The organism is Clostridia bacterium, assembly GCA_017620395.1.
Lineage (GTDB): Bacteria > Bacillota > Clostridia > Oscillospirales > RGIG8002 > RGIG8002.
Genome location: JAFZQJ010000027.1, coordinates 114030 through 131619, shown reverse-complemented (window position 1 = coordinate 131619; position 17590 = coordinate 114030). Strand labels below are relative to the sequence as shown.

Here is a 17590-nt window from a genome sequence, read left to right as displayed (position 1 = left end):
CGGTTGAAACTTCCGTCGAATTGTAATATAATAACTTCATATTTGATTAATTCTGTCGGAGGTACGTTATGTTTAAAGTCGGATTTGACAACGCAAAGTATATAGCTATGCAATCCGAGAACATCGAAAAGCGCATCGATCAGTTCGGCGGAAAGCTTTACCTCGAATTCGGCGGCAAATTGTTCGACGATCTGCACGCTTCGCGAGTACTCCCCGGATTTGAGCCCGACTCTAAAATCAGGATGCTGCTGAAGGTCGCCGACAAGGCGGAGGTCGTCGTAGTTATCAACTCATCCGATATCGAGAACAGTAAGATCCGCGGAGATCTCGGCATAACTTATGACTCCGACGTTTTGCGCCTCATCGACGCTTTCCGCGACTGCGGACTGTTCGTCAGCAGCGTCGTAATAACGCAGTACAGCGATCAGCCCGCATGCAGACTTTTCAAGGAGCGTCTTGAGAATCTCGGGCTGAAGGTCTATCGGCATTACCGCATAGACGGATATCCCTCCAATATTCCGCTCATCGTCAGCGACGACGGTTTCGGAAAAAACGAATATATAGAGACCTCCCGGCCGCTCGTCGTCGTCACCGCTCCCGGCCCGGGAAGCGGCAAAATGGCAACCTGTCTCTCGCAGCTGTATCATGACAGCAAGCGCGGAATCAAATCGGGATATGCGAAATTCGAAACCTTCCCCATTTGGAATCTGCCGCTGAAGCACCCTGTCAACCTTGCGTACGAGGCAGCCACCTCCGACCTCAACGACGTTAATATGATCGATCCGTTCCATCTCGAAGCTTACGGAACGACCGCAGTCAACTACAACCGCGACGTCGAGATATTCCCCGTACTCAAGGCGCTGTTCGAACAGATCACCGGCGGAGAATGCCCCTACAAATCCCCGACGGATATGGGCGTCAATATGGCGGGCAACTGCATAATAGACGACGAAGTCGTATGCGAGGCGTCGAATCAGGAAATCGTCCGCAGATATTACAACACCGTTTGCGCCGCCAAAAACGGCAAGGTCAGCAGTGAAGCCGTCTACAAAAACGAAATGCTGATGAAGCAGGCAGGCGTTGACGAAAGCTTCCGCCCCGTAGTTGCGGCCGCGCTTGATCGCGAAAAGGAAACCGGCGCTCCTGCCGCCGCTATACAGCTCGACGACGGAAGGATAATTACCGGCAAGACTTCCTCCCTGCTCGGAGCCGCAGCCGCCGCGCTGCTCAATTCCCTTAAGGTGCTCGGCGGAATCCACCACGATATACTGCTGATATCCCCCATAATTATCGAGCCAATCCAGAAACTCAAGACCGTCGACCTCGGCAACAGCAATCCGCGTCTTCACACGGACGAGATACTTATCGCTCTTGCAATAAGCGCCGCCATGAATCCGACCGCAGAGCTCGCCCTTAAGCAGCTCAGCAAGCTCAGACATGCGGAAATGCATTCCTCGGTCATGCTTGCAAGCGTCGACGAGTCGACGCTGAAGAAGCTCGGCATCAATCTCACCAGCGAACCGGTGATTCGCGGCAAACGGCTTTACAGAAAATAATCCTCGCCGCGGTAGCCTTTCGGCAGCCGCGGTTTTTACTGAATATCTGCGGAGGTGCCGATTTGTCCCCGATATTGGAATGTAAAAAGCTAATTAAAAAATACGGCGAGGTTGTCGCCGTAAACGAGCTCGATTTCGCAGTTGAACCCGGCTGCATCGTCGGGCTTTTCGGCGTTGAAGGCAGCGGTAAGACGACGCTTCTGAAACTCGCCGCCGGACTTCTGACTCCAAGCGGCGGAGAAGTGTTTATCAACGGTAACAAGCCCGGAGTCGACACAAAACGCGTAACCGCGTTTTTGCCCCATGAAGAAAGCTTCGGCGACAACGCTTCGGTAATCGGCGCACTCAGATTCTACCGCGATTTCTACGCCGATTTCGACGAAGAAAAAGCCCTCTCGCTTCTCTCGGCGCTCGGTATCGAATTAAAAGAAAAAACGGCAGATCTATCGAAAGGCAGTCTTCAGAAGCTCCGGCTTTCGCTTACCTTAAGCAGAAACGCAACGCTCTATCTGCTTGACAGTCCGGTCGAAGCGGTCGACACCGCTACTTTGAGTTATATCCTCGACTCGATAGTATCGGCTCACACTGAGAAGAGCACGGTAATCATTTCATCGCGCACGCCGTCCGACGTAGAGAGGATAATCACCCACGCCGCTTTCGTCAGCGCCGGCAGAATAGCCCTGTTTGAAAACGCGGAAAAGCTGCGCGCTGATAAGGGCAAATCCATCCACGCCCTTTTTACGGAGGAATACAAATGCTGAAGAAACTCATCAAGCACGAATTCATATCCTCCTGGAAGACCATGCTCCCTCTTTATGCGGCAATGCTTGTAGCCTCCGGCGCGGGGCGTCTGCTCAACGTCTTCGGAGGTTCATCCGAAGCGATGGTTATGCAAACGGTGATAAACGTCGTACGCATACTAAACGAACTCGTTATCGCGCTCGGAATCTTTTTGACCCTTTACGTTGTCGCGCAGCGTGTATACCGTTCCATGCTCGGCGACGAGGGCGCAACGACGATGGCGATCCCCGCAACCGTACGCGAGCATCTTACGGCAAGGTTTACGACCGCAATGGTTTGGTGCGCCTGCACGATGGGAGTATCCGTCTTTTCTTATTGGCTTTATCACGCGGAGCTCCCGCCGGTCGTGTCGGTCTTTTTTAACTCCGGATTCGGTTTTTTCTACAATTTTATGGCGGCGCTGCTCGCGCTGCTGATAGCGTCCGTCATAGTTGCCGGTATATACCTCGCCTCGGCAATCGGACACCTTTTCCTCAAACAGCGTCTTGCCGCCACGATAATCGGCGGGATTATCATAATATGCACGCTCGGTGGAATAAGCTACCTGATGTTCGAATTCGGCGTATTCGATAAGATCTTCGCATTCATTGGAGAAGGCACGGTGAAGACAATGAGCGATTACGGCCTTTTTGCGGCGGTATTCTTCTCCGCGCTCTGCGTCGGCTGCTTCGAAAGCGCAAACTCGATCATAAACAGGAAACTGAATATACTGTAACTTTTTTCGGAAAAATGAAAAATTACTGTTGACAAGTCGAAGGTATTCGATTATAATACCTCTTGCACGCGGTCGTGGCGGAATAGGCAGACGCGCTAGCTTGAGGGGCTAGTGAGAGCAATCTCGTGGGGGTTCAAGTCCCCCCGACCGCACCAGAAAAGGGTTGTTGTTTTAACAAACAGCAACCCTTTTCAGTTATATTTATATTCCCTACGGAAAATCATATTGCGGGATCTAACGATACCCTCATTTTTGCCAAAACGGTAATTCCAGCCTTAAAAAACGCATCTTTTGGCGTGCCAAAAGATGCGTTTTTTATCCGTATTACGGCTAATGCAAACCCAAACACATCACCGAAACACGTCGGTGTTGCGAAGTCTGGGCGGATTCAGCCCGAGCTCCTCCTCGAGACTGTGCTTCGATCTGTATCCGACGGCGGTAGCGGTAACTTCGCCGTTCTTCAACATAACGACCGTGGGTATGCTCATAACCCTGTAAGAGGCGGCGATCTCCTGCTCTTCATCAACGTCAATCTTACACACTTTAAGTTTACCGTCGTATTCCGCGGCGAACTGCTCGATGATCGGAGCCAACAAACGGCACGGCCCGCACCACGACGCCCAGAAGTCGATAACGACGGGCAGCTCGGAATTCAAAACCTCCCGTTCATAGTTTTCAGAAGTGACTTTCAGCACCGACATATTTTCTCCTCCTTTATTTGATATATTTATTATACCACGCTTTTCACGACTTGTCCAATGATATATAAGATTTACTTCATAGCTATTGACAATCTTTGACAAATGTGAGAAAATAATCAAGATAACGAATACGGAAGAGGGATAGATATGTTCCAGTCGAGAACGCACAACTGCGGCGAGCTCCGTCTTTCAGACGCGGGGAAAAACGTCACGCTTTGCGGTTGGATGGAAAACGTCCGCGAAGTAGGTTCAAACTTCGCGTTCGTCGTGCTGCGCGACTTTTACGGCACGACTCAGCTCGTTGCGGAAAGCGCGGAAATGATGGCGGCGTTCAAGGAAATCAATAAGGAATCCACAATCAGCGTCACCGGCACGGTACGCGAGCGCCAGTCCAAGAATCCGAAGCAGGCAACCGGTGATATCGAGGTCGTTCCGACGCAGATAACGGTGCTCGGCAAGTGCCGCTTCAACTCCCTGCCCTTTGAGATCAACAAATCAAAAGAAGCGGACGAGAACGCCCGTCTCAAATACAGGTACCTCGACCTGCGCAATCCGGAGGTCAAAAAGAACATCATCCTTCGCAGCAATATCGTCGCGGCGCTTCGCGCCTCGATGATAGATCACGGTTTTATGGAGATAACCACTCCGATCCTCACCAGTTCCTCGCCGGAAGGCGCGCGCGACTACCTCGTGCCTTCACGCAACCACCCCGGCAAGTTTTATGCGCTGCCTCAGGCGCCGCAGCAGTTCAAGCAGCTGCTTATGGCGTCCGGTTTTGACAGATACTTCCAGATCGCGCCCTGTTTCCGCGATGAAGACGCGAGAGCCGACAGAAGCCCCGGTGAGTTCTATCAGCTTGATATGGAGATGGCGTTCGCCTCGCAGGAGGACGTGTTCGCGGTGCTTGAGGACGTGCTCCCGCCCATCTTTGCCAAGTACGGCAAGTATAACACCGCTTCCTCCGCCCCATTCGCGCGCATTGCATATCTCGACGCGATGGAAAAATACGGCACGGACAAACCCGATCTGCGCATTGACCTGACCGTGACCGACGTCACCGCTGAAATGCAGGGCTGCGGCTTCGGTCCGTTCGAAGGCGCCGAAGTACGAGCCGTCGTTGTCAGTGACTTTAACGAAACGCGCAAGTTCATAGATAAGCTCATAGCCGATACTGAAGTCATCTCCGGCAGCAAGGCGTGCTGGTTCCGTCTCGATGAAAACGGAGAACTCACAGGCGGCATTTCAAAGTTCCTCATAGACCGCAAAGACGCGGTCGTCGAAAAACTCGGACTGAAGCCCAACAGTTTCGTAGCGCTCGCCGCGGGCAAAAAGCTCACAGCGCAGAAAACCGCCGGCGTACTTCGCAAGCTGCTCGGCGCCTCCGTTCCCGGCCATATGGATAAGGAAAAGTACGAATTCTGCTGGATAGTCGACTTCCCGATGTATGAAATCGGCGAAGAATCCGGCGAACTCGAATTCTGTCACAACCCCTTCTCAATGCCGCAGGGCGGGCTTGAAGCTCTCGAAAGCAAGGAGCCGCTTGATATCCTCGCCTACCAGTACGACCTGGTCTGCAACGGAGTTGAATTGAGCTCCGGCGCAGTCAGAAACCATGATCCGGATTTGATGATCAAGGCGTTCAACATCGTCGGGCTCGGTGAAGAAGACGTCCGCGCCAAGTTCCCCGCCATGTACGGCGCGTTCTGCTACGGAGCGCCGCCGCACGCAGGCATCGCCCCGGGAGTCGACCGTATGGTGATGCTGCTCGCCGGAGAGGATTCCATCCGCGAGGTCATCCCGTTCCCGATGAACAAGAACGCACAAGACCTTATGATGGGAGCCCCTTCAGAGGTCGACCCGAAACAGCTTTCCGACGTCCACATCGCAATAATCCGCGAGGATTAATAAACACAAAACACCGGCTGAATCGTTCTTCAGCCGGTGTTTTTATGATAATTCATAATTATACATCATCAAACGCCTGTTATTGCGTATTCATTCGCTTTCGATATCAAAACCATAGATAAATATTCATTTTTCGCTCTCCTGCGTTGGAAAAAATATACAGAACGGAAATCATTTTTCGCTTCGAACTGTTGAAAACTCGGTGGAAAATGTGAAAAACTCCCTATTCTTCGCGCTTTGTTTTTCAGCGCAAAATTTATTTTTCTACTCAATGTTTACACCCGCGATCCCACACATATACACATTATACATTTCACAAAAAGACCGAGCATCGGGGCGCAAAAACGCAACCCGATGCTCATCTTAACTTCTGATATAAACCGCAGATATGAATACTCATCCGCATCAAAGACCGAAGCTTATTGTAAGCGCTTCGTTCACCCTGTTCATCGATTCATCGCCTATATGCCCCATACGCTCCTTCAAACGCTGCTTGTCGATCGTTCTGACCTGCTCAAGCAGCACAACGGAATCCTTCTCGAGTCCGCAGTTAGCGGCAGGAATAGGTATGTGCGTCGGCAAACGAGCTTTGCCGGTCTGAGACGTTATTGCCGCAGCAATGACGGTCGGACTGTATTTGTTCCCGACATCGTTCTGAACGATCAGCACGGGACGCGTGCCGCCCTGCTCCGAGCCGACGACCGGACTCAGATCCGCGTAATAAATATCTCCTCTGAAAACATTCAATGCAATCATCTCCGTTTATCGAATCCGCGGCTTTCAACACTATTCTTGCCGTTTGAAGACTCGATTAAACAACGATACAAAAATTATTTCCGTCCCTGTATCATTCTATTCGGAGATGAGAAGCGATGTTAATGCTCGAGCAGCCCCGTGCTGCCGACGATCTCGCCGTTTTTTATGAATACGCGCGGGACGCGCTTACCTATCAGCGAAATAACCTCATAAGGTATCGTTCCGGTAAGACGCGCGATATCTTCCGCGGTTATACGCTCGCCGCCCTCGGCGCCGATGATAACGGCGGTATCCCCTTCGGAAACGTTTTTATCCGTAACGTCTGCCATCGTCATGTCCATACAGACGTTTCCGACGGTATTTACCCGTTCGCCGTTGATCAGAACCTGCGCTTTGCCGGAAAGCAAACGAGCAAATCCGTCCGCGTACCCGACGGGAAGCACGGCGATTCGGCTGTCGCGCTTTGTAACAAACCTGCCGCCGTAGCTTATCGACGTACCGGCAGGAACCGTCTTAATCTGCGAAACCACGGTCTTCAGCGTCATAGCCGGCGTTCCGTATTCGCCGCCGAAAGGAGAAAGTCCGTAAAGTATAAGCCCTGGCCGGCACATATTCAGACGGTATTCCGGATACGCAAGCATACCGGCGGAATTGCAGCAATGGCGGTATCTGATCTTAACTCCCGCCGCATCCAAAGCGTCGGAAACAGCCGAAAACAAAGCGAACTGCGCGGCGGTCGCCTCGTCGTTTTTCTCATCGGCGCGCGCAAAATGCGTGAACAACCCTTCGACGCGAAGCCCCTTGATACCGCAAATCTTCAACGCCTGCGCGGCCATTTCTTCCGCGGAACCGTTAAGACCAAGACGCGACATTCCCGTATCAAGCTTGATGTGGACCTTTATACTTCTGCTGCCGGCCGCATGAGCGAGCTTCTCGGCACCCGACAACGAGAAAACGGTTTGAGAAATATCATTTATATATAAAACGTCCGCGAGCTCCGGAGGAGTATAACCGAGTATAAGTATACCGCCGGATATACCGCCGTCGCGAAGCTGGAGCGCCTCCTCTATGTTCGAAACGGCGAAGAAACGTGCGCCGCAGTCAAATAACTGTCTGGCGACGGGAACCGCGCCGTGACCGTATGCGTCCGCTTTAACGATGCACATGCATTCCGCGTTACCCGCGGCTTTTTTTATCATTTCATAATTGTGCGCAATGGCGTCGAGGTCGACCTCCGCCCAGGTACGCTTGAGATACTGATCCAAAACCATAATACACCCTTATCGTTTGAAATCTGTAAATTCGATATGTATCCCCTCGGAATCGAGAGAAATCGGAACGCAGGAAAAGCCGTCAATCCGTATGTTTCCGCCTCCGTGCGGGGAGGTGAAACGCACGATTTCAGCGTCTCCGTCGGAGAACGTCTCGGTTATATACGACGGTTCAAAAGCATCATATATTAACTGCGCGACCGAGCGCGGAAAGCCTTGTAATATCTTTGCGTTACGAAACGACACTCCGCTTTCTTCCCCGAGCGAAACGCTCATTCCGCGAATGTCTTCCGGATAGCCGACAACGACCGAGATCAGATCCGCTCCTCCCTTTTCGATATGAACAAGGTATTCGGAGGAATCTATAACGATTCGCGCCTCACTGCTGAACGGAATCGAAAGATAATCGACCGCGGATGATCCTTTTCCGCATGCGGAAAGCGAGAAAAGCATTAAAACAGACGTAATGATCGCGGGTATTCTTCGCACGGGGCGTCTCCCCTTTTATTCAAAGCTTTTGAATACCTTCGGCAGCCTTTCGATCATATCGCAGGCGGTCATTCCTGTCATCGAAAGCTCATCCGCGGCAAGATCGCCTGCGAGTCCGTGGATGTAAACGGCGCACGCGGCTGCGCGGTGAGGTTCCTTTATAACGGCGGCAAGCGCGGCGGTTATACCCGCCAGGACGTCGCCGCTCCCGGCGGTAGCCATCCCGGGATTTCCGCTGTGATTCACGTAGATCGTACCTTTAACGTGCGGTGAAGTGATAACGGTCTGAGCGCCCTTTAACACGGTTACTACGTTCAACTCCCGCGATATGTCTGCGCAGACGATTTCGCTGTCCGCCTCTACCTCTTCGGAAGTCATACCGGTAAGCCGCGCCATTTCTCCGGCGTGCGGAGTTATTATCACGGTCGCCTTGGTATCCTTGATAATATCTATGTCGCGGGAGAGTATGTTTATGCCGTCCGCATCGAGAACGAGCGTTTTATCATATTTAGCGAGCACGTATCTGACGACCTGCTCTGAAAGGTCCGATTTCCCGAGCCCGCAGCCGAGAACGCAAACGTCGGATTTCTCCATCAGTCTGTCAAGATCCTCCGGCTTTTCGTAGCCGCGCACCATGATTTCGGTGAAGCATGGATAAACGGCGGTCTCGATCTCACGCGGGACGGCGACGGTCACTATACCCGCTCCGCTTCTGAGCGCTGCGGTCGCGGACATAACGGCGGCGCCGTGCATACCGCGGCTGCCGCAGATACAGAGGATATATCCGAAGTCATACTTATTGGCGTCCTCCGGACGCGGCTTTATAAACCTCGAAACGTATTCGTCGTCAATGACACGGTATTCCATACTTCACACCCCACGTATAAGATTTTGTCGTCAATCCTCTGAATCAGTAATATCGGTACCGCTGATGAACTGACCGTCCTTGATATAGGTGTTCTTCGCCTTCGTATGCTCCGCGTAAGTACGCGAGAATACGTTGGTACCCTTGCCGTCGGATACGAAATAATAATAATCTGTATCCGCGGGATACAGCGCAGCTTCAATCGCTGCGAGGCCCGGATTACAAATCGGTCCGATCGGCAGGCCGGGATACTTATATGTATTATACTTATTGTCGACCGCTATATCCGCCCGCGTCAAAACGTCCTTGCGCTCCGTCATCGTGTATTGCACGGTCGCGCATGACTGGAGATAGCCGTAGCTCGGGTTTTTCAAACGGTTGTGGAAGACGGACGAAACGTTGGGCATTTCATCCTCGCTTCCCGCTTCGGCCTGAATTACGGAAGCGAGCGTTATCACCTCGTCCACAGTCATACCCAGATCCTTAGCCCTCTCATACATAAGATCGTCAAATACGGAGTCAAACTTTTTGAGCATACGTATGATGATAGAGGTAGCGCTTTCGCCGGCGTAAATCTCGTATTTCGCAGGGAACAGATAACCTTCAAGTCGTGCGGAACGCTCCGGAAGATCGTTGAGGAATTCGAAGTCTTCAAACTGAGTGAAGTTTATGGCTTCCGTAAGATCCGCCCTCGTCGCATATCCCGCGTTCGAAATAATGCTTATGACGTCCTTTTGCGTTTTCCCTTCTGTTACGAGGAATTCCGCCGTTTCCCTGCTTTCGGTCGCTTCGGAAAGCTTGCGGAGGATCGCGTCATAATCGTCGCCCTTTTTGAAGTAATGAGTTCCGTACTGCACCTGAGTATTCTTCTTTATCAGCGTATAGTACAGTCTGAATGCAAGCGGAAAATCGATAATATCAGCGTCGGAAAGCTTAGTCGTTATTGTGGATAAGCCCTCGCCGTCCTCAACAACGATCGGGATATCCTCGCTCACTTTATTATGAAACGCAAAGCAGTCACGTATCGCAAGCCATGAAATGAGAGTCAGTATCAGAGACGCGGCGATGACACAGGAAATAAAAATGACGCTCTTAGATACTTTGCGTTTGGGCTTGTCCTTATCCGCGGCTTTCCCCGTGGACTTGCCCGGCTTTCTCCCTTTCTGCTGCTCCCACGCGGCAAGCTTGGCCGCGCGGTCGCGCGGCGTTTCGCCCTCATAAGTATTGATCGGCACATCATCCGCGTCTTTTATATGGATGCTGTCCACATCGATCTTTTTCTTAGACGGCGGGACATCGTCAGAATCATTCACTTTTCTGAGCAGGTTTTTTTCAAATTCCGACTGATTGAATTCCATAGTCTCAACTCCTGTAACACAATAACGACGATTCGCATAGTATATACCAAACACCAGAATGTGAGGTGAAAAGAATGGGCAGATGTATGGACGATTGCGGCAACGGCATCGTATGGATAATCCTTATCCTGCTTCTCAGCGGTTGTCTCGGCGGATGCGGCTGCGGATGCGGCAATAACGGTTGCTCCAACTGCGGCTGATACCGCAACGACGTGAAATGTGTATATATGCCGGGTACCGCATTCGTGCGGTACCCCCTTTTTTAGTTAATACGCAATACGCCTCCGCCGGTGAAAGCGACAGCTCCGACCGCGACGTCGTGAGGGTCCGCAGGCAGACTGTCAACAAACAGGCGTGAAAATACCGCGCAAACGGAAAAGCCTTTATATCCGCTCAAAAAACGGTCATAATAACCGCCGCCGTACCCGATTCTGTATCCGTAATTATCCGCGGCAAGCGCAGGCACTACGCAAAGAGTGTCGGCAAAATCACAGACACGCGCACATTCCGAGGCGTCGGGTTCGGGGATACCATTGCCGCCATTTCTGAATCCATCCAAGCCGTTCGGCACGCAGAAGATCATATCCCTGCCGCTGACAACCGGAAACGCGACTTCTTTTCCGTCCGAAACCGCCGCTTCGGCAAGCGGGAGGATATCAGGCTCGCTGCCGACCGGGTAATAAAGCAAAACGCATACCGCGGCTTTGTATTCCGGCATCGAACGGATAATGCCGCATAACTCGCCGCTTTCGGCGGCGCGCTCGGATTCCGTCATGGCATCGCGCATAGCCTTGAATTCCGCGCGCAGAACGTCTTTTACCAAAGCATGCCCTCTCTTATAGCATCGGCGGTTTTGCGCCCTTTCAGCAATTCTACGATTGTCAGCGAAAACTCCGCCGTCGTGCCCGGTCCGCGGCTTGTGATGTAATTGCCGTCAACGCAAACGCGGTCCGAAGATTTCGCGGCGCCGGTGAGGCGGCCCTCAAGCCCGGGATAGCAGACCGCGCGCCTGCCTTCAAGAAGGCCAAGCTTACCGAGAACCGTAGGGGCCGCGCAGATCGCGGCAACGTAAGCGTTTCTTTCGGCGGCGTCAGTAACGATGCGGGCGACGTCGTCGCTGGAGGCGAGGTTATCGGTCCCTACGCTTCCTCCGGGGAGAATCACCATTTCCGCATCGCGGCCGCATTCCGTTACGCGCATATCGGCTTCGACATTGATCCCGTGTGCGCCTGCGACGGTTTTGCCGGTAACCCCGACGGTTTTCACGTCGACGCCCGCTCTGCGGAGAATATCGACGCATCCGAGCGCCTCGATTTCTTCAAAACCGTCGGCGAGAAACAGATAAACCATATTATCCTCCTACAAGTTGTAAAGGTTGTTGATATAGAATCGCGCGGGGATATCGGCATTTCGCAGAGGCTTTATCATTCCGATACGTTTGACCGCCGCACCGTCCGGCGCGAAATCAAAATGAGTCGTCACAGACGCGGCGGAGATACCCAATAACGAAAGCGCGGAAGCGGCAAGATCTTTTATACGTTCACGCGGCGCGAAAGCTTCGACGCTCCCGTCTGAGGTAATGAAGCAAACGCCGCTGTTTCCTACTACGGCGGTGCGCGGCGCGAGCGCTGCGCTTGCAACAAAGTCGCGTTCCGAGAGAATGCACAGATTATCGCATTTTTGAGCAAAACCGAGGTATTCCGTATAGGCGCCGTCTCCGCTTACACTGACGCTTTCGGCGGCGGACGCTTCGACGTTGAAGGAAGCGCATGCGCCCGTCGCGGTAAATCCGAGAGGCTCGTAGAATTCAAATAACCCTTCATTCTCGGGTATCAGAACGGCGCAGTCGGCGTCGGCGTTCCCGCAAGTTTCTTCGATAAGGCCCGCGGCGTATCCTCTCCCGCGGTGCGCAGCGTCCGTGCAAACGCCGAAAAGGTATTCGCCCTTGCGTTCTTCACCGTTTATTCGTAATCGTACGGGCTTGCTCAACGCGACGGAAACAGGCTCGTCTCCGTACGTTTTCAGATAGCAGGCGCCGTTCTCGGCCGCGTCGGCAAGCAAGACTCCGGCGTCAGCCACGGAAATATCGAAAGATCGAGATATCAAAGACACGATTGGTTTGACAACCGGCATTGTAAACTCTTTCAATCGCATATTGTCACCATATACTTTTTCAACAGATACGCGGGATGATACGATTGCTTAGCCTTTACGAGGCCTTCTATTCCCATATCCTCCTCGCGATTTATATGATAGCTGCCAACACAGACGTTTCGTACGAAATCGCGGTTTATCAACGGATAGGCTCCGCGGGTGTTCAGGGCCTTTTCGATGTGGACCACGAAAGAATTGCCGCGCCTTTCGCCCGCAGACATCGCGACGACCTCTCCGCCGGCGCGAATAACGCCGCCTTCAAAGCCTAGTGAAAAGAAATTGCCGAGCGACATATCAAGCGCTTTGCGCTCCTCGTCGTCTATGCCGTGAAGTGACTGCTCTCCCCACTTAACCGAAAAGTCGAAACACTCTTTAATATTATCCTGCGTTATCATTTCAAACGAGTGTTCGGGATAGAGCTTCTCAAAATACGCTATATGGTTGCGCTTCTGGTGGTACTTTTTACCGGGAAGCTCGGCAAGGTCGCCGTATGAGTAAACGTAATCGAACGAATGCGGCAGCTCGCTCTTTTCATATACGGCGCCGCAGGCGTCGAGACGGGTAAGCATATCGTCGGTAACGTACATAAGCTTCCTTATGCCCTGCTTCTTCAGCGCATCCGCGAGCGCGTCGTCGGAGCAGATCGGGAAATACGCGTATTCCCCTCCCTTTTCGAGAATGAAACAGGCGCCGCCGTCAAAGGCGATACGCGTATCGTATCTGTGCTTCCAGATAAACAGGTTTCCGAACGTATAGTCTGCCGTCGGATATTTCTGTCCGTCCGCGTCAACCGCGTTCAGAATCCGGTCGAACGACTCCTTATCACCGATTTCTATTTCTTTGAATTCAAGCATTCAGCAGTAAAGAAACCTCTCTGAGAACCTCTTCCGCGATCTCGTCTATCGAGCGAAGCTCGCCGTCGCGGGTGCATTCTATGACTTTCCAGCCGAACTTCTTAGCGGAATACATACCGGACGCCTCACATCTGCGGAGGTAATCGACGTCGCGTTCGTGAATGTCTTTTTTGGATTCGTCGTTGCCGTACCGCTTCGAAAGAAGCTTCTCGGATATATCGACCGGCATACGCAGGTATATAGTCAGATCAGGCTCCGGGAGCCCGAGCTTTCTGAACTCGAAGTCATAAAGCCAGTCAAGGAACTCGTCCCACTGCTCCCTCGGCAGCTTCGACGCCTGATGAACCATATTGGATGTAGTGTATCTGTCAAGCAGAACTATCTCCCCGTCGTCGATCGCGTTGCGCCACTTTGAAAGGTACGAGGCTATGCGGTCGACGGCAAAAAACGCGGAGGCGACGTAACCGTTCACGCTGTCCGGCTTGTCCCCGAAAGCGCCGTTGAGATACATACGCAGCGGGGCGCTCGAAGGCTCGTCGTAATCGGGAAAGCTGACCTTTCTGACCTTGTATCCGCAGGACGTCAAAAAGTCGTAAAGGCGTTTATTCTGAGTCGCCTTTCCGCTTCCGTCCATGCCTTCAAAAACTATAAGCTTACCTTTCATTCTCGCACCTCTGTTTATTGAGCTTTTTCGTCCTGCGCTTGCTGCCGAGGACGAAAAAGGGTATTTTAATTATGCGCTTTATGCGCGAAGGCTGCTTGATCGTGCGATAAAGCCATTCGCAGCCGATCTTTCGCCAGAACGCCGGCGCGCGCTTCACTCTGCCGGCAAGCACGTCGAGCGTGCCGCCGAGTCCGAGCATCACGCCGCAGGAAAGATCGCGGTGCGCCGCCATCCATTCCTCCTGCTTCGGAGAACCGAGGCAGACGAACAGTACGTCCGGCGAAGCAGCGTCAATCCCGGCGACGATATCGGAATCATCCTCAAAAAAGCCGTTGTGAGTTCCGGCGATCTTTACGCCCGGATACCCGGCGGAGATATTCTTCGCCGCGTCTTCCGCGACGCCCTCGGCGCCGCCGAAAAGGAAAAGGCTGCCGCCGGAATCGCTCAGGCGCTTGATAAGCTCCTGCGCCAGCTCGACGCCGGGCACGCGCTCCTTAATCGGCGTCCCGCAGCGCTTCGCCGCGAGCTTCACGCTGACGCCGTCGGGGACGGCAAGATCGGCTCCGGAAAGCACGTCGAAAAACGCGGGATTCTTATACGCATATTCGGCAATTTCGCCGTTGGGAGTCACTACAATTCTCGCTTCCCTCGCCGCCGTGTAGGAAAAGCATTCGTCGGCGATTTCGGCAAGCGGCGCGTTCGCGTATTCTATTCCCATAATACATACTTTTTCCATAACTGACATTATATCACAAGCGTTCGCATTTTACAATAGTAATATTTCGCTTTGATATACAAAAACAGACCGCCGAAGCGGTCTGTCAATACTTTGTTATTGCGGTTTTTTCCTTCCGGATTCGATCAGCTCCCGTTCAAACTCCTCCGGGTGTTTTTTATGATAATCCTGATGATACTCTCCGGCGGCGAAGAAGGATTTGAACGGCTCGAGCGCGACAAACACGCTGCGGCCCGAAGCCCGTTCAAGTTCGGCCGTCGCATTGGCAGCAATTTCTTTTTCGGTTTCGTCCGAATAGTAGACGGCAAGCGAATACGACCTGCCGCGGTCGATGAACTGTCCGTCCGGATCGAACGGGTCGGTATTAGAGAGCAGCGTTGATATCAGCTCGGCGTAGCTGACGAGCGTTTCGTCATAAACGACCGTTATTGTCTCACGGTGTCCGGTCTTCTGCGCCTTGACGTCGTCGTAAGTCGGATCCGCTTCGTCGCCGCCGCTGAAGCCGCTTACGACTTCAGTTACGCCGTCAATCGCATCGAACACCGAGGCGATGCACCAGAAGCAGCCGCCGGCGAAATACGCTTTCTTCATACCAGCCGCGCCTCCAGCGTCTTAGCGAAACGCTCAAGCCCTTCCCTGTCACCGTCGGAAAAGCGATCCAACGAAGCGCTGTCGATATCAAGCACGCCGTAAACCGAGCCGCCTTTGAAAAGCGGAATAACGATTTCCGAATTGCTCGCGGCGTCGCACGCGATGTGCCCCTCAAACTCGTGCACGTTCGGGACGACGACGGTTTCGCCGCGTTCAAACGCCGCGCCGCAGACTCCTCTGCCGCGCGGGATCTTCACACACGCGGGCTTGCCTTGAAACGGCCCGAGCATAAGCGCGCCGCCGTCCGCGATATAGAAGCCCGCCCAGCTGACGTCTTCAAGCGAGTTATACAGAAGCGCCGCAGCGTTGGCAAGGTTTGTGACGTTATTATCAACGCCGTCCGTTACGGCCTCAAGCTGTGAAATCAAAAGCGAATAGTCCATATCATTCTCCGATCGCTCGTTTGCGCTTTCATCATGGGTGGTTATTATCTCTATTCCGTCGTGTTCCCTACTCAAATAATCGGCGAGAAAAGCCGGAAACGCCTTTACGCTACCGAGCTTATCGACGGGAACCCAGTGCAGCGAAAGCTTCTCATCTCCGCCGGGGAGGTATTTTGTGCCTCTCGGCTTCATCAGATAGTAGAAAGCGAGCTCGTGGCATTTGCGTACGCCGCCGCACCCGTCGCTCTCGTTCCAGAAGCATTCGTGAATAACGGCGAGGCGGTCTATCTCGTAGCGGACGCCTGTTTCTTCGTACACCTCACGGAGCACCGCCTGCTCGGAAGTTTCGCCGTGATGCACGCCGCCGCCGACGGAGTAGTAATAATCGAACCCGCCGTCGGATACGAACAGCACGCATCCCTCTTCTATTATTATCGCGGCGGCCCTGTATCGGAACCACTCGCCGCCCTTTTCAAAACCGCAATCGGTAGCCATACGCCCTCCTTAATTATTCAAGAGCCATTCGTCCAAAAAGCGCATTTGCGCGTCGGTGTGAAACCAGTGCTCGCCGCCGTCCATAACGGTTAGCTTCGCGCCGAACTTTTCCGCGAAAGCGGCAACGCTCTCATAAGCGACGAGCCGGTCGCCGCTGCCGTAAAGGATCTCCGTCGGAACGCTCCATTTCACCGGATGCTCGCGGACGTACCGGAGATATTCCCACGAAACCTCTTCGCCGGAAGCCGTCTTTACAGCGCCTTTCGCTTTAAGCTCTTCTTCGCTCACGTCCGACGCCGACATCATACCGAGTATAAGCCTTTCCATATCCACGACGGGTGAAATGAAATACGCCTTTCGGAGAAGCGCGTCGATACCCGCGTTAAGCGAAAAGAACGCACCTATGCTGTTGGCAATAAGTATAACTTCACCAAAGCGTTCGCGCAGCTCTGAAACTGCCTTATATATTTCCTTCCCCGTTTCCCATGGAACGAAAGTCTTATAGTCGAGCCCGACGACCTCGCGATCGGGAAACAGCGGCTTATAATGCTCCGCCTCGGCGGCGCCGCCGCCCTTGCCGTGAACGTAAAGCGCCGCGCCGGTATTACGTTTATTATCAATCATAACTCAAGCCGCATATTGACGAGCTCCTGATACTCGCCGTTTCTCAAAAGGAAGCCGCGCGGATTGCGCCCGAATTCAACGAAGCCGTGTTTTTTATACAGCGCGATCGCGGCGGCGTTTTCCGCGACGACGTCAAGCTCGAGCTGTGTGTATCCCGCGGCGCGGGCGCACTCTATACAAGCTTCTGTCAGCGCGGAGCCGATGCCGAGCCCCCAATACTCCTTCAGCACGGATATGCCGAAATCCGCGCGGTGTTTAATCTTCGCAACGCTTGTTACGGCGTAAAAGCCCGCGCTTCCCACGAGCTTGCCGCCGATAAAAGCGAGAATCTCTATCGACCGCGGATCCTCGGTTTTTTGTTTGAGATGCTCGGACTCAGACTCGACCGTAAAAGAGGTTTCGTCCGGATAAGTCAGCAGGAAGTCGGTTTCCGCGTGCGTTTGGTTAAAAACCGCAAGCAAATCCGCTCCGTCGGCGGCGTCGCCGTTCCGAAGCAGAAGCTCTGCGCCGTTTTTCAGTTGTACCGTTTCGTGGTAAAGCATTGCGCAAGCACCTCTCAGTGAATAAACATATATGAATTATATCATACACGCTTTGAGTTTTCAATAGAAT

The 17590-nt window shown here is 53.0% G+C and carries 19 protein-coding genes, 1 tRNA gene and 1 pseudogene; 5 read left to right on the top strand and 16 right to left on the bottom strand.

Going from position 1 to position 17590, the window contains the following annotated elements; translation table 11 throughout:
• Positions 1-68: 68 nt before the first annotated feature.
• From J5441_06480 to J5441_06465, 4 genes are all read left to right on the top strand, one after another.
• On the top strand, positions 69-1556 hold the full coding sequence (locus J5441_06480; GenBank protein MBO4934792.1) for a DUF1846 domain-containing protein: 1488 nt from the start codon (positions 69-71) through the stop codon (positions 1554-1556).
• Between the two features lie 62 nt (positions 1557-1618).
• Positions 1619-2317 (top strand): ABC transporter ATP-binding protein, encoded by a 699-nt coding sequence (locus J5441_06475; GenBank protein MBO4934791.1) that lies wholly within the window; start codon positions 1619-1621, stop codon positions 2315-2317.
• Positions 2311-3072, top strand: coding sequence for a hypothetical protein (locus tag J5441_06470; protein ID MBO4934790.1), 762 nt, complete (start codon positions 2311-2313; stop codon positions 3070-3072). The genes J5441_06475 and J5441_06470 overlap by 7 nt, the downstream gene beginning before the upstream one ends.
• A 68-nt stretch (positions 3073-3140) precedes the next feature.
• A tRNA-Leu gene (locus tag J5441_06465) sits at positions 3141-3227 on the top strand.
• A gap of 195 nt (positions 3228-3422) precedes the next feature.
• Here J5441_06465 and trxA read toward each other — a convergent pair.
• Positions 3423-3773, bottom strand: a complete 351-nt coding sequence (trxA, locus tag J5441_06460) for a thioredoxin (GenBank protein ID MBO4934789.1) — start codon at positions 3771-3773, stop codon at positions 3423-3425.
• 147 nt (positions 3774-3920) lie between these two features.
• Here trxA and aspS point away from each other — a divergent pair, with 147 nt between their 5' ends.
• A complete protein-coding gene (aspS, locus tag J5441_06455) occupies positions 3921-5678 on the top strand; it encodes an aspartate--tRNA ligase (protein MBO4934788.1) in 1758 nt (585 codons plus the stop codon).
• A 405-nt stretch (positions 5679-6083) separates the two neighbouring features.
• On the opposite strand, the gene J5441_06450 is transcribed toward aspS, so the two are convergent.
• The 15 genes and pseudogenes from J5441_06450 to J5441_06380 form a co-directional block, all read right to left on the bottom strand.
• Positions 6084-6425 carry a type II toxin-antitoxin system PemK/MazF family toxin gene (locus tag J5441_06450; protein ID MBO4934787.1) on the bottom strand — a complete coding sequence of 114 codons (342 nt, stop codon included), beginning with the start codon at positions 6423-6425 and terminating at the stop codon, positions 6084-6086.
• Between the two features lie 128 nt (positions 6426-6553).
• A complete protein-coding gene (gene alr, locus J5441_06445) occupies positions 6554-7699 on the bottom strand; it encodes an alanine racemase (protein ID MBO4934786.1) in 1146 nt (381 codons plus the stop codon).
• A gap of 510 nt (positions 7700-8209) precedes the next feature.
• Positions 8210-9061, bottom strand: a complete 852-nt coding sequence (locus J5441_06440) for an NAD(P)H-hydrate dehydratase (protein ID MBO4934785.1) — start codon at positions 9059-9061, stop codon at positions 8210-8212.
• Positions 9062-9091: 30 nt separating this feature from the next.
• A complete protein-coding gene (gene mltG, locus J5441_06435; GenBank protein ID MBO4934784.1) occupies positions 9092-10417 on the bottom strand; it encodes an endolytic transglycosylase MltG in 1326 nt (441 codons plus the stop codon).
• 262 nt (positions 10418-10679) lie between these two features.
• A complete protein-coding gene (locus J5441_06430) occupies positions 10680-11240 on the bottom strand; it encodes a 5-formyltetrahydrofolate cyclo-ligase (protein ID MBO4934783.1) in 561 nt (186 codons plus the stop codon).
• On the bottom strand, positions 11234-11767 hold the full coding sequence (locus J5441_06425) for a DJ-1/PfpI family protein (GenBank protein ID MBO4934782.1): 534 nt from the start codon (positions 11765-11767) through the stop codon (positions 11234-11236). The genes J5441_06430 and J5441_06425 overlap by 7 nt, the downstream gene beginning before the upstream one ends.
• Before the next feature lie 9 nt (positions 11768-11776).
• Positions 11777-12496 (bottom strand): GNAT family N-acetyltransferase, encoded by a 720-nt coding sequence (locus J5441_06420; protein ID MBO4934781.1) that lies wholly within the window; start codon positions 12494-12496, stop codon positions 11777-11779.
• Between the two features lie 65 nt (positions 12497-12561).
• The gene (locus tag J5441_06415; GenBank protein MBO4934780.1) at positions 12562-13425 is read right to left on the bottom strand and encodes a DUF2156 domain-containing protein; all 864 of its coding nucleotides are present in this window, start codon (positions 13423-13425) and stop codon (positions 12562-12564) included.
• Complete coding sequence (locus J5441_06410; protein MBO4934779.1) at positions 13418-14089, bottom strand: deoxynucleoside kinase; 672 nt, start codon at positions 14087-14089, stop codon at positions 13418-13420. The genes J5441_06415 and J5441_06410 overlap by 8 nt, the downstream gene beginning before the upstream one ends.
• Positions 14079-14807, bottom strand: a complete 729-nt coding sequence (locus tag J5441_06405) for a WecB/TagA/CpsF family glycosyltransferase (protein ID MBO4934778.1) — start codon at positions 14805-14807, stop codon at positions 14079-14081. The genes J5441_06410 and J5441_06405 overlap by 11 nt, the downstream gene beginning before the upstream one ends.
• Before the next feature lie 114 nt (positions 14808-14921).
• Positions 14922-15416 (bottom strand): peptide-methionine (S)-S-oxide reductase MsrA, encoded by a 495-nt coding sequence (msrA, locus tag J5441_06400; protein ID MBO4934777.1) that lies wholly within the window; start codon positions 15414-15416, stop codon positions 14922-14924.
• Positions 15413-15859, bottom strand: coding sequence for a GAF domain-containing protein (locus tag J5441_06395; protein MBO4934776.1), 447 nt, complete (start codon positions 15857-15859; stop codon positions 15413-15415). The genes msrA and J5441_06395 overlap by 4 nt, the downstream gene beginning before the upstream one ends.
• A gap of 30 nt (positions 15860-15889) precedes the next feature.
• Positions 15890-16354, bottom strand: a pseudogene (locus J5441_06390) (NUDIX domain-containing protein).
• A gap of 9 nt (positions 16355-16363) precedes the next feature.
• Positions 16364-16978 (bottom strand): alpha/beta hydrolase, encoded by a 615-nt coding sequence (locus tag J5441_06385; GenBank protein ID MBO4934775.1) that lies wholly within the window; start codon positions 16976-16978, stop codon positions 16364-16366.
• The gene (locus tag J5441_06380; GenBank protein ID MBO4934774.1) at positions 16975-17520 is read right to left on the bottom strand and encodes a GNAT family N-acetyltransferase; all 546 of its coding nucleotides are present in this window, start codon (positions 17518-17520) and stop codon (positions 16975-16977) included. Before J5441_06380 ends, J5441_06385 begins: the two co-directional genes overlap by 4 nt.
• Between the last annotated feature and the right edge of the window lie 70 nt (positions 17521-17590).

What these genes read in the sequence shown, in the direction of transcription:
- J5441_06415 (MBO4934780.1), bottom strand. Translation starts at nt 13,425, where the DNA reads ATGCTTGAATTCAAAGAAATAGAAATCGGTGATAAGGAGTCGTTCGAC.
- mltG (MBO4934784.1), bottom strand. Translation starts at nt 10,417, where the DNA reads ATGGAATTCAATCAGTCGGAATTTGAAAAAAACCTGCTCAGAAAAGTG.
- J5441_06470 (MBO4934790.1), top strand. Translation starts at nt 2,311, where the DNA reads ATGCTGAAGAAACTCATCAAGCACGAATTCATATCCTCCTGGAAGACC.
- trxA (MBO4934789.1), bottom strand. Translation starts at nt 3,773, where the DNA reads ATGTCGGTGCTGAAAGTCACTTCTGAAAACTATGAACGGGAGGTTTTG.
- J5441_06410 (MBO4934779.1), bottom strand. Translation starts at nt 14,089, where the DNA reads ATGAAAGGTAAGCTTATAGTTTTTGAAGGCATGGACGGAAGCGGAAAG.
- J5441_06385 (MBO4934775.1), bottom strand. Translation starts at nt 16,978, where the DNA reads ATGATTGATAATAAACGTAATACCGGCGCGGCGCTTTACGTTCACGGC.
- J5441_06395 (MBO4934776.1), bottom strand. Translation starts at nt 15,859, where the DNA reads ATGGACTATTCGCTTTTGATTTCACAGCTTGAGGCCGTAACGGACGGC.
- J5441_06425 (MBO4934782.1), bottom strand. Translation starts at nt 11,767, where the DNA reads ATGGTTTATCTGTTTCTCGCCGACGGTTTTGAAGAAATCGAGGCGCTC.
- J5441_06480 (MBO4934792.1), top strand. Translation starts at nt 69, where the DNA reads ATGTTTAAAGTCGGATTTGACAACGCAAAGTATATAGCTATGCAATCC.
- J5441_06405 (MBO4934778.1), bottom strand. Translation starts at nt 14,807, where the DNA reads ATGGGAATAGAATACGCGAACGCGCCGCTTGCCGAAATCGCCGACGAA.
- J5441_06440 (MBO4934785.1), bottom strand. Translation starts at nt 9,061, where the DNA reads ATGGAATACCGTGTCATTGACGACGAATACGTTTCGAGGTTTATAAAG.
- aspS (MBO4934788.1), top strand. Translation starts at nt 3,921, where the DNA reads ATGTTCCAGTCGAGAACGCACAACTGCGGCGAGCTCCGTCTTTCAGAC.
- msrA (MBO4934777.1), bottom strand. Translation starts at nt 15,416, where the DNA reads ATGAAGAAAGCGTATTTCGCCGGCGGCTGCTTCTGGTGCATCGCCTCG.
- J5441_06380 (MBO4934774.1), bottom strand. Translation starts at nt 17,520, where the DNA reads ATGCTTTACCACGAAACGGTACAACTGAAAAACGGCGCAGAGCTTCTG.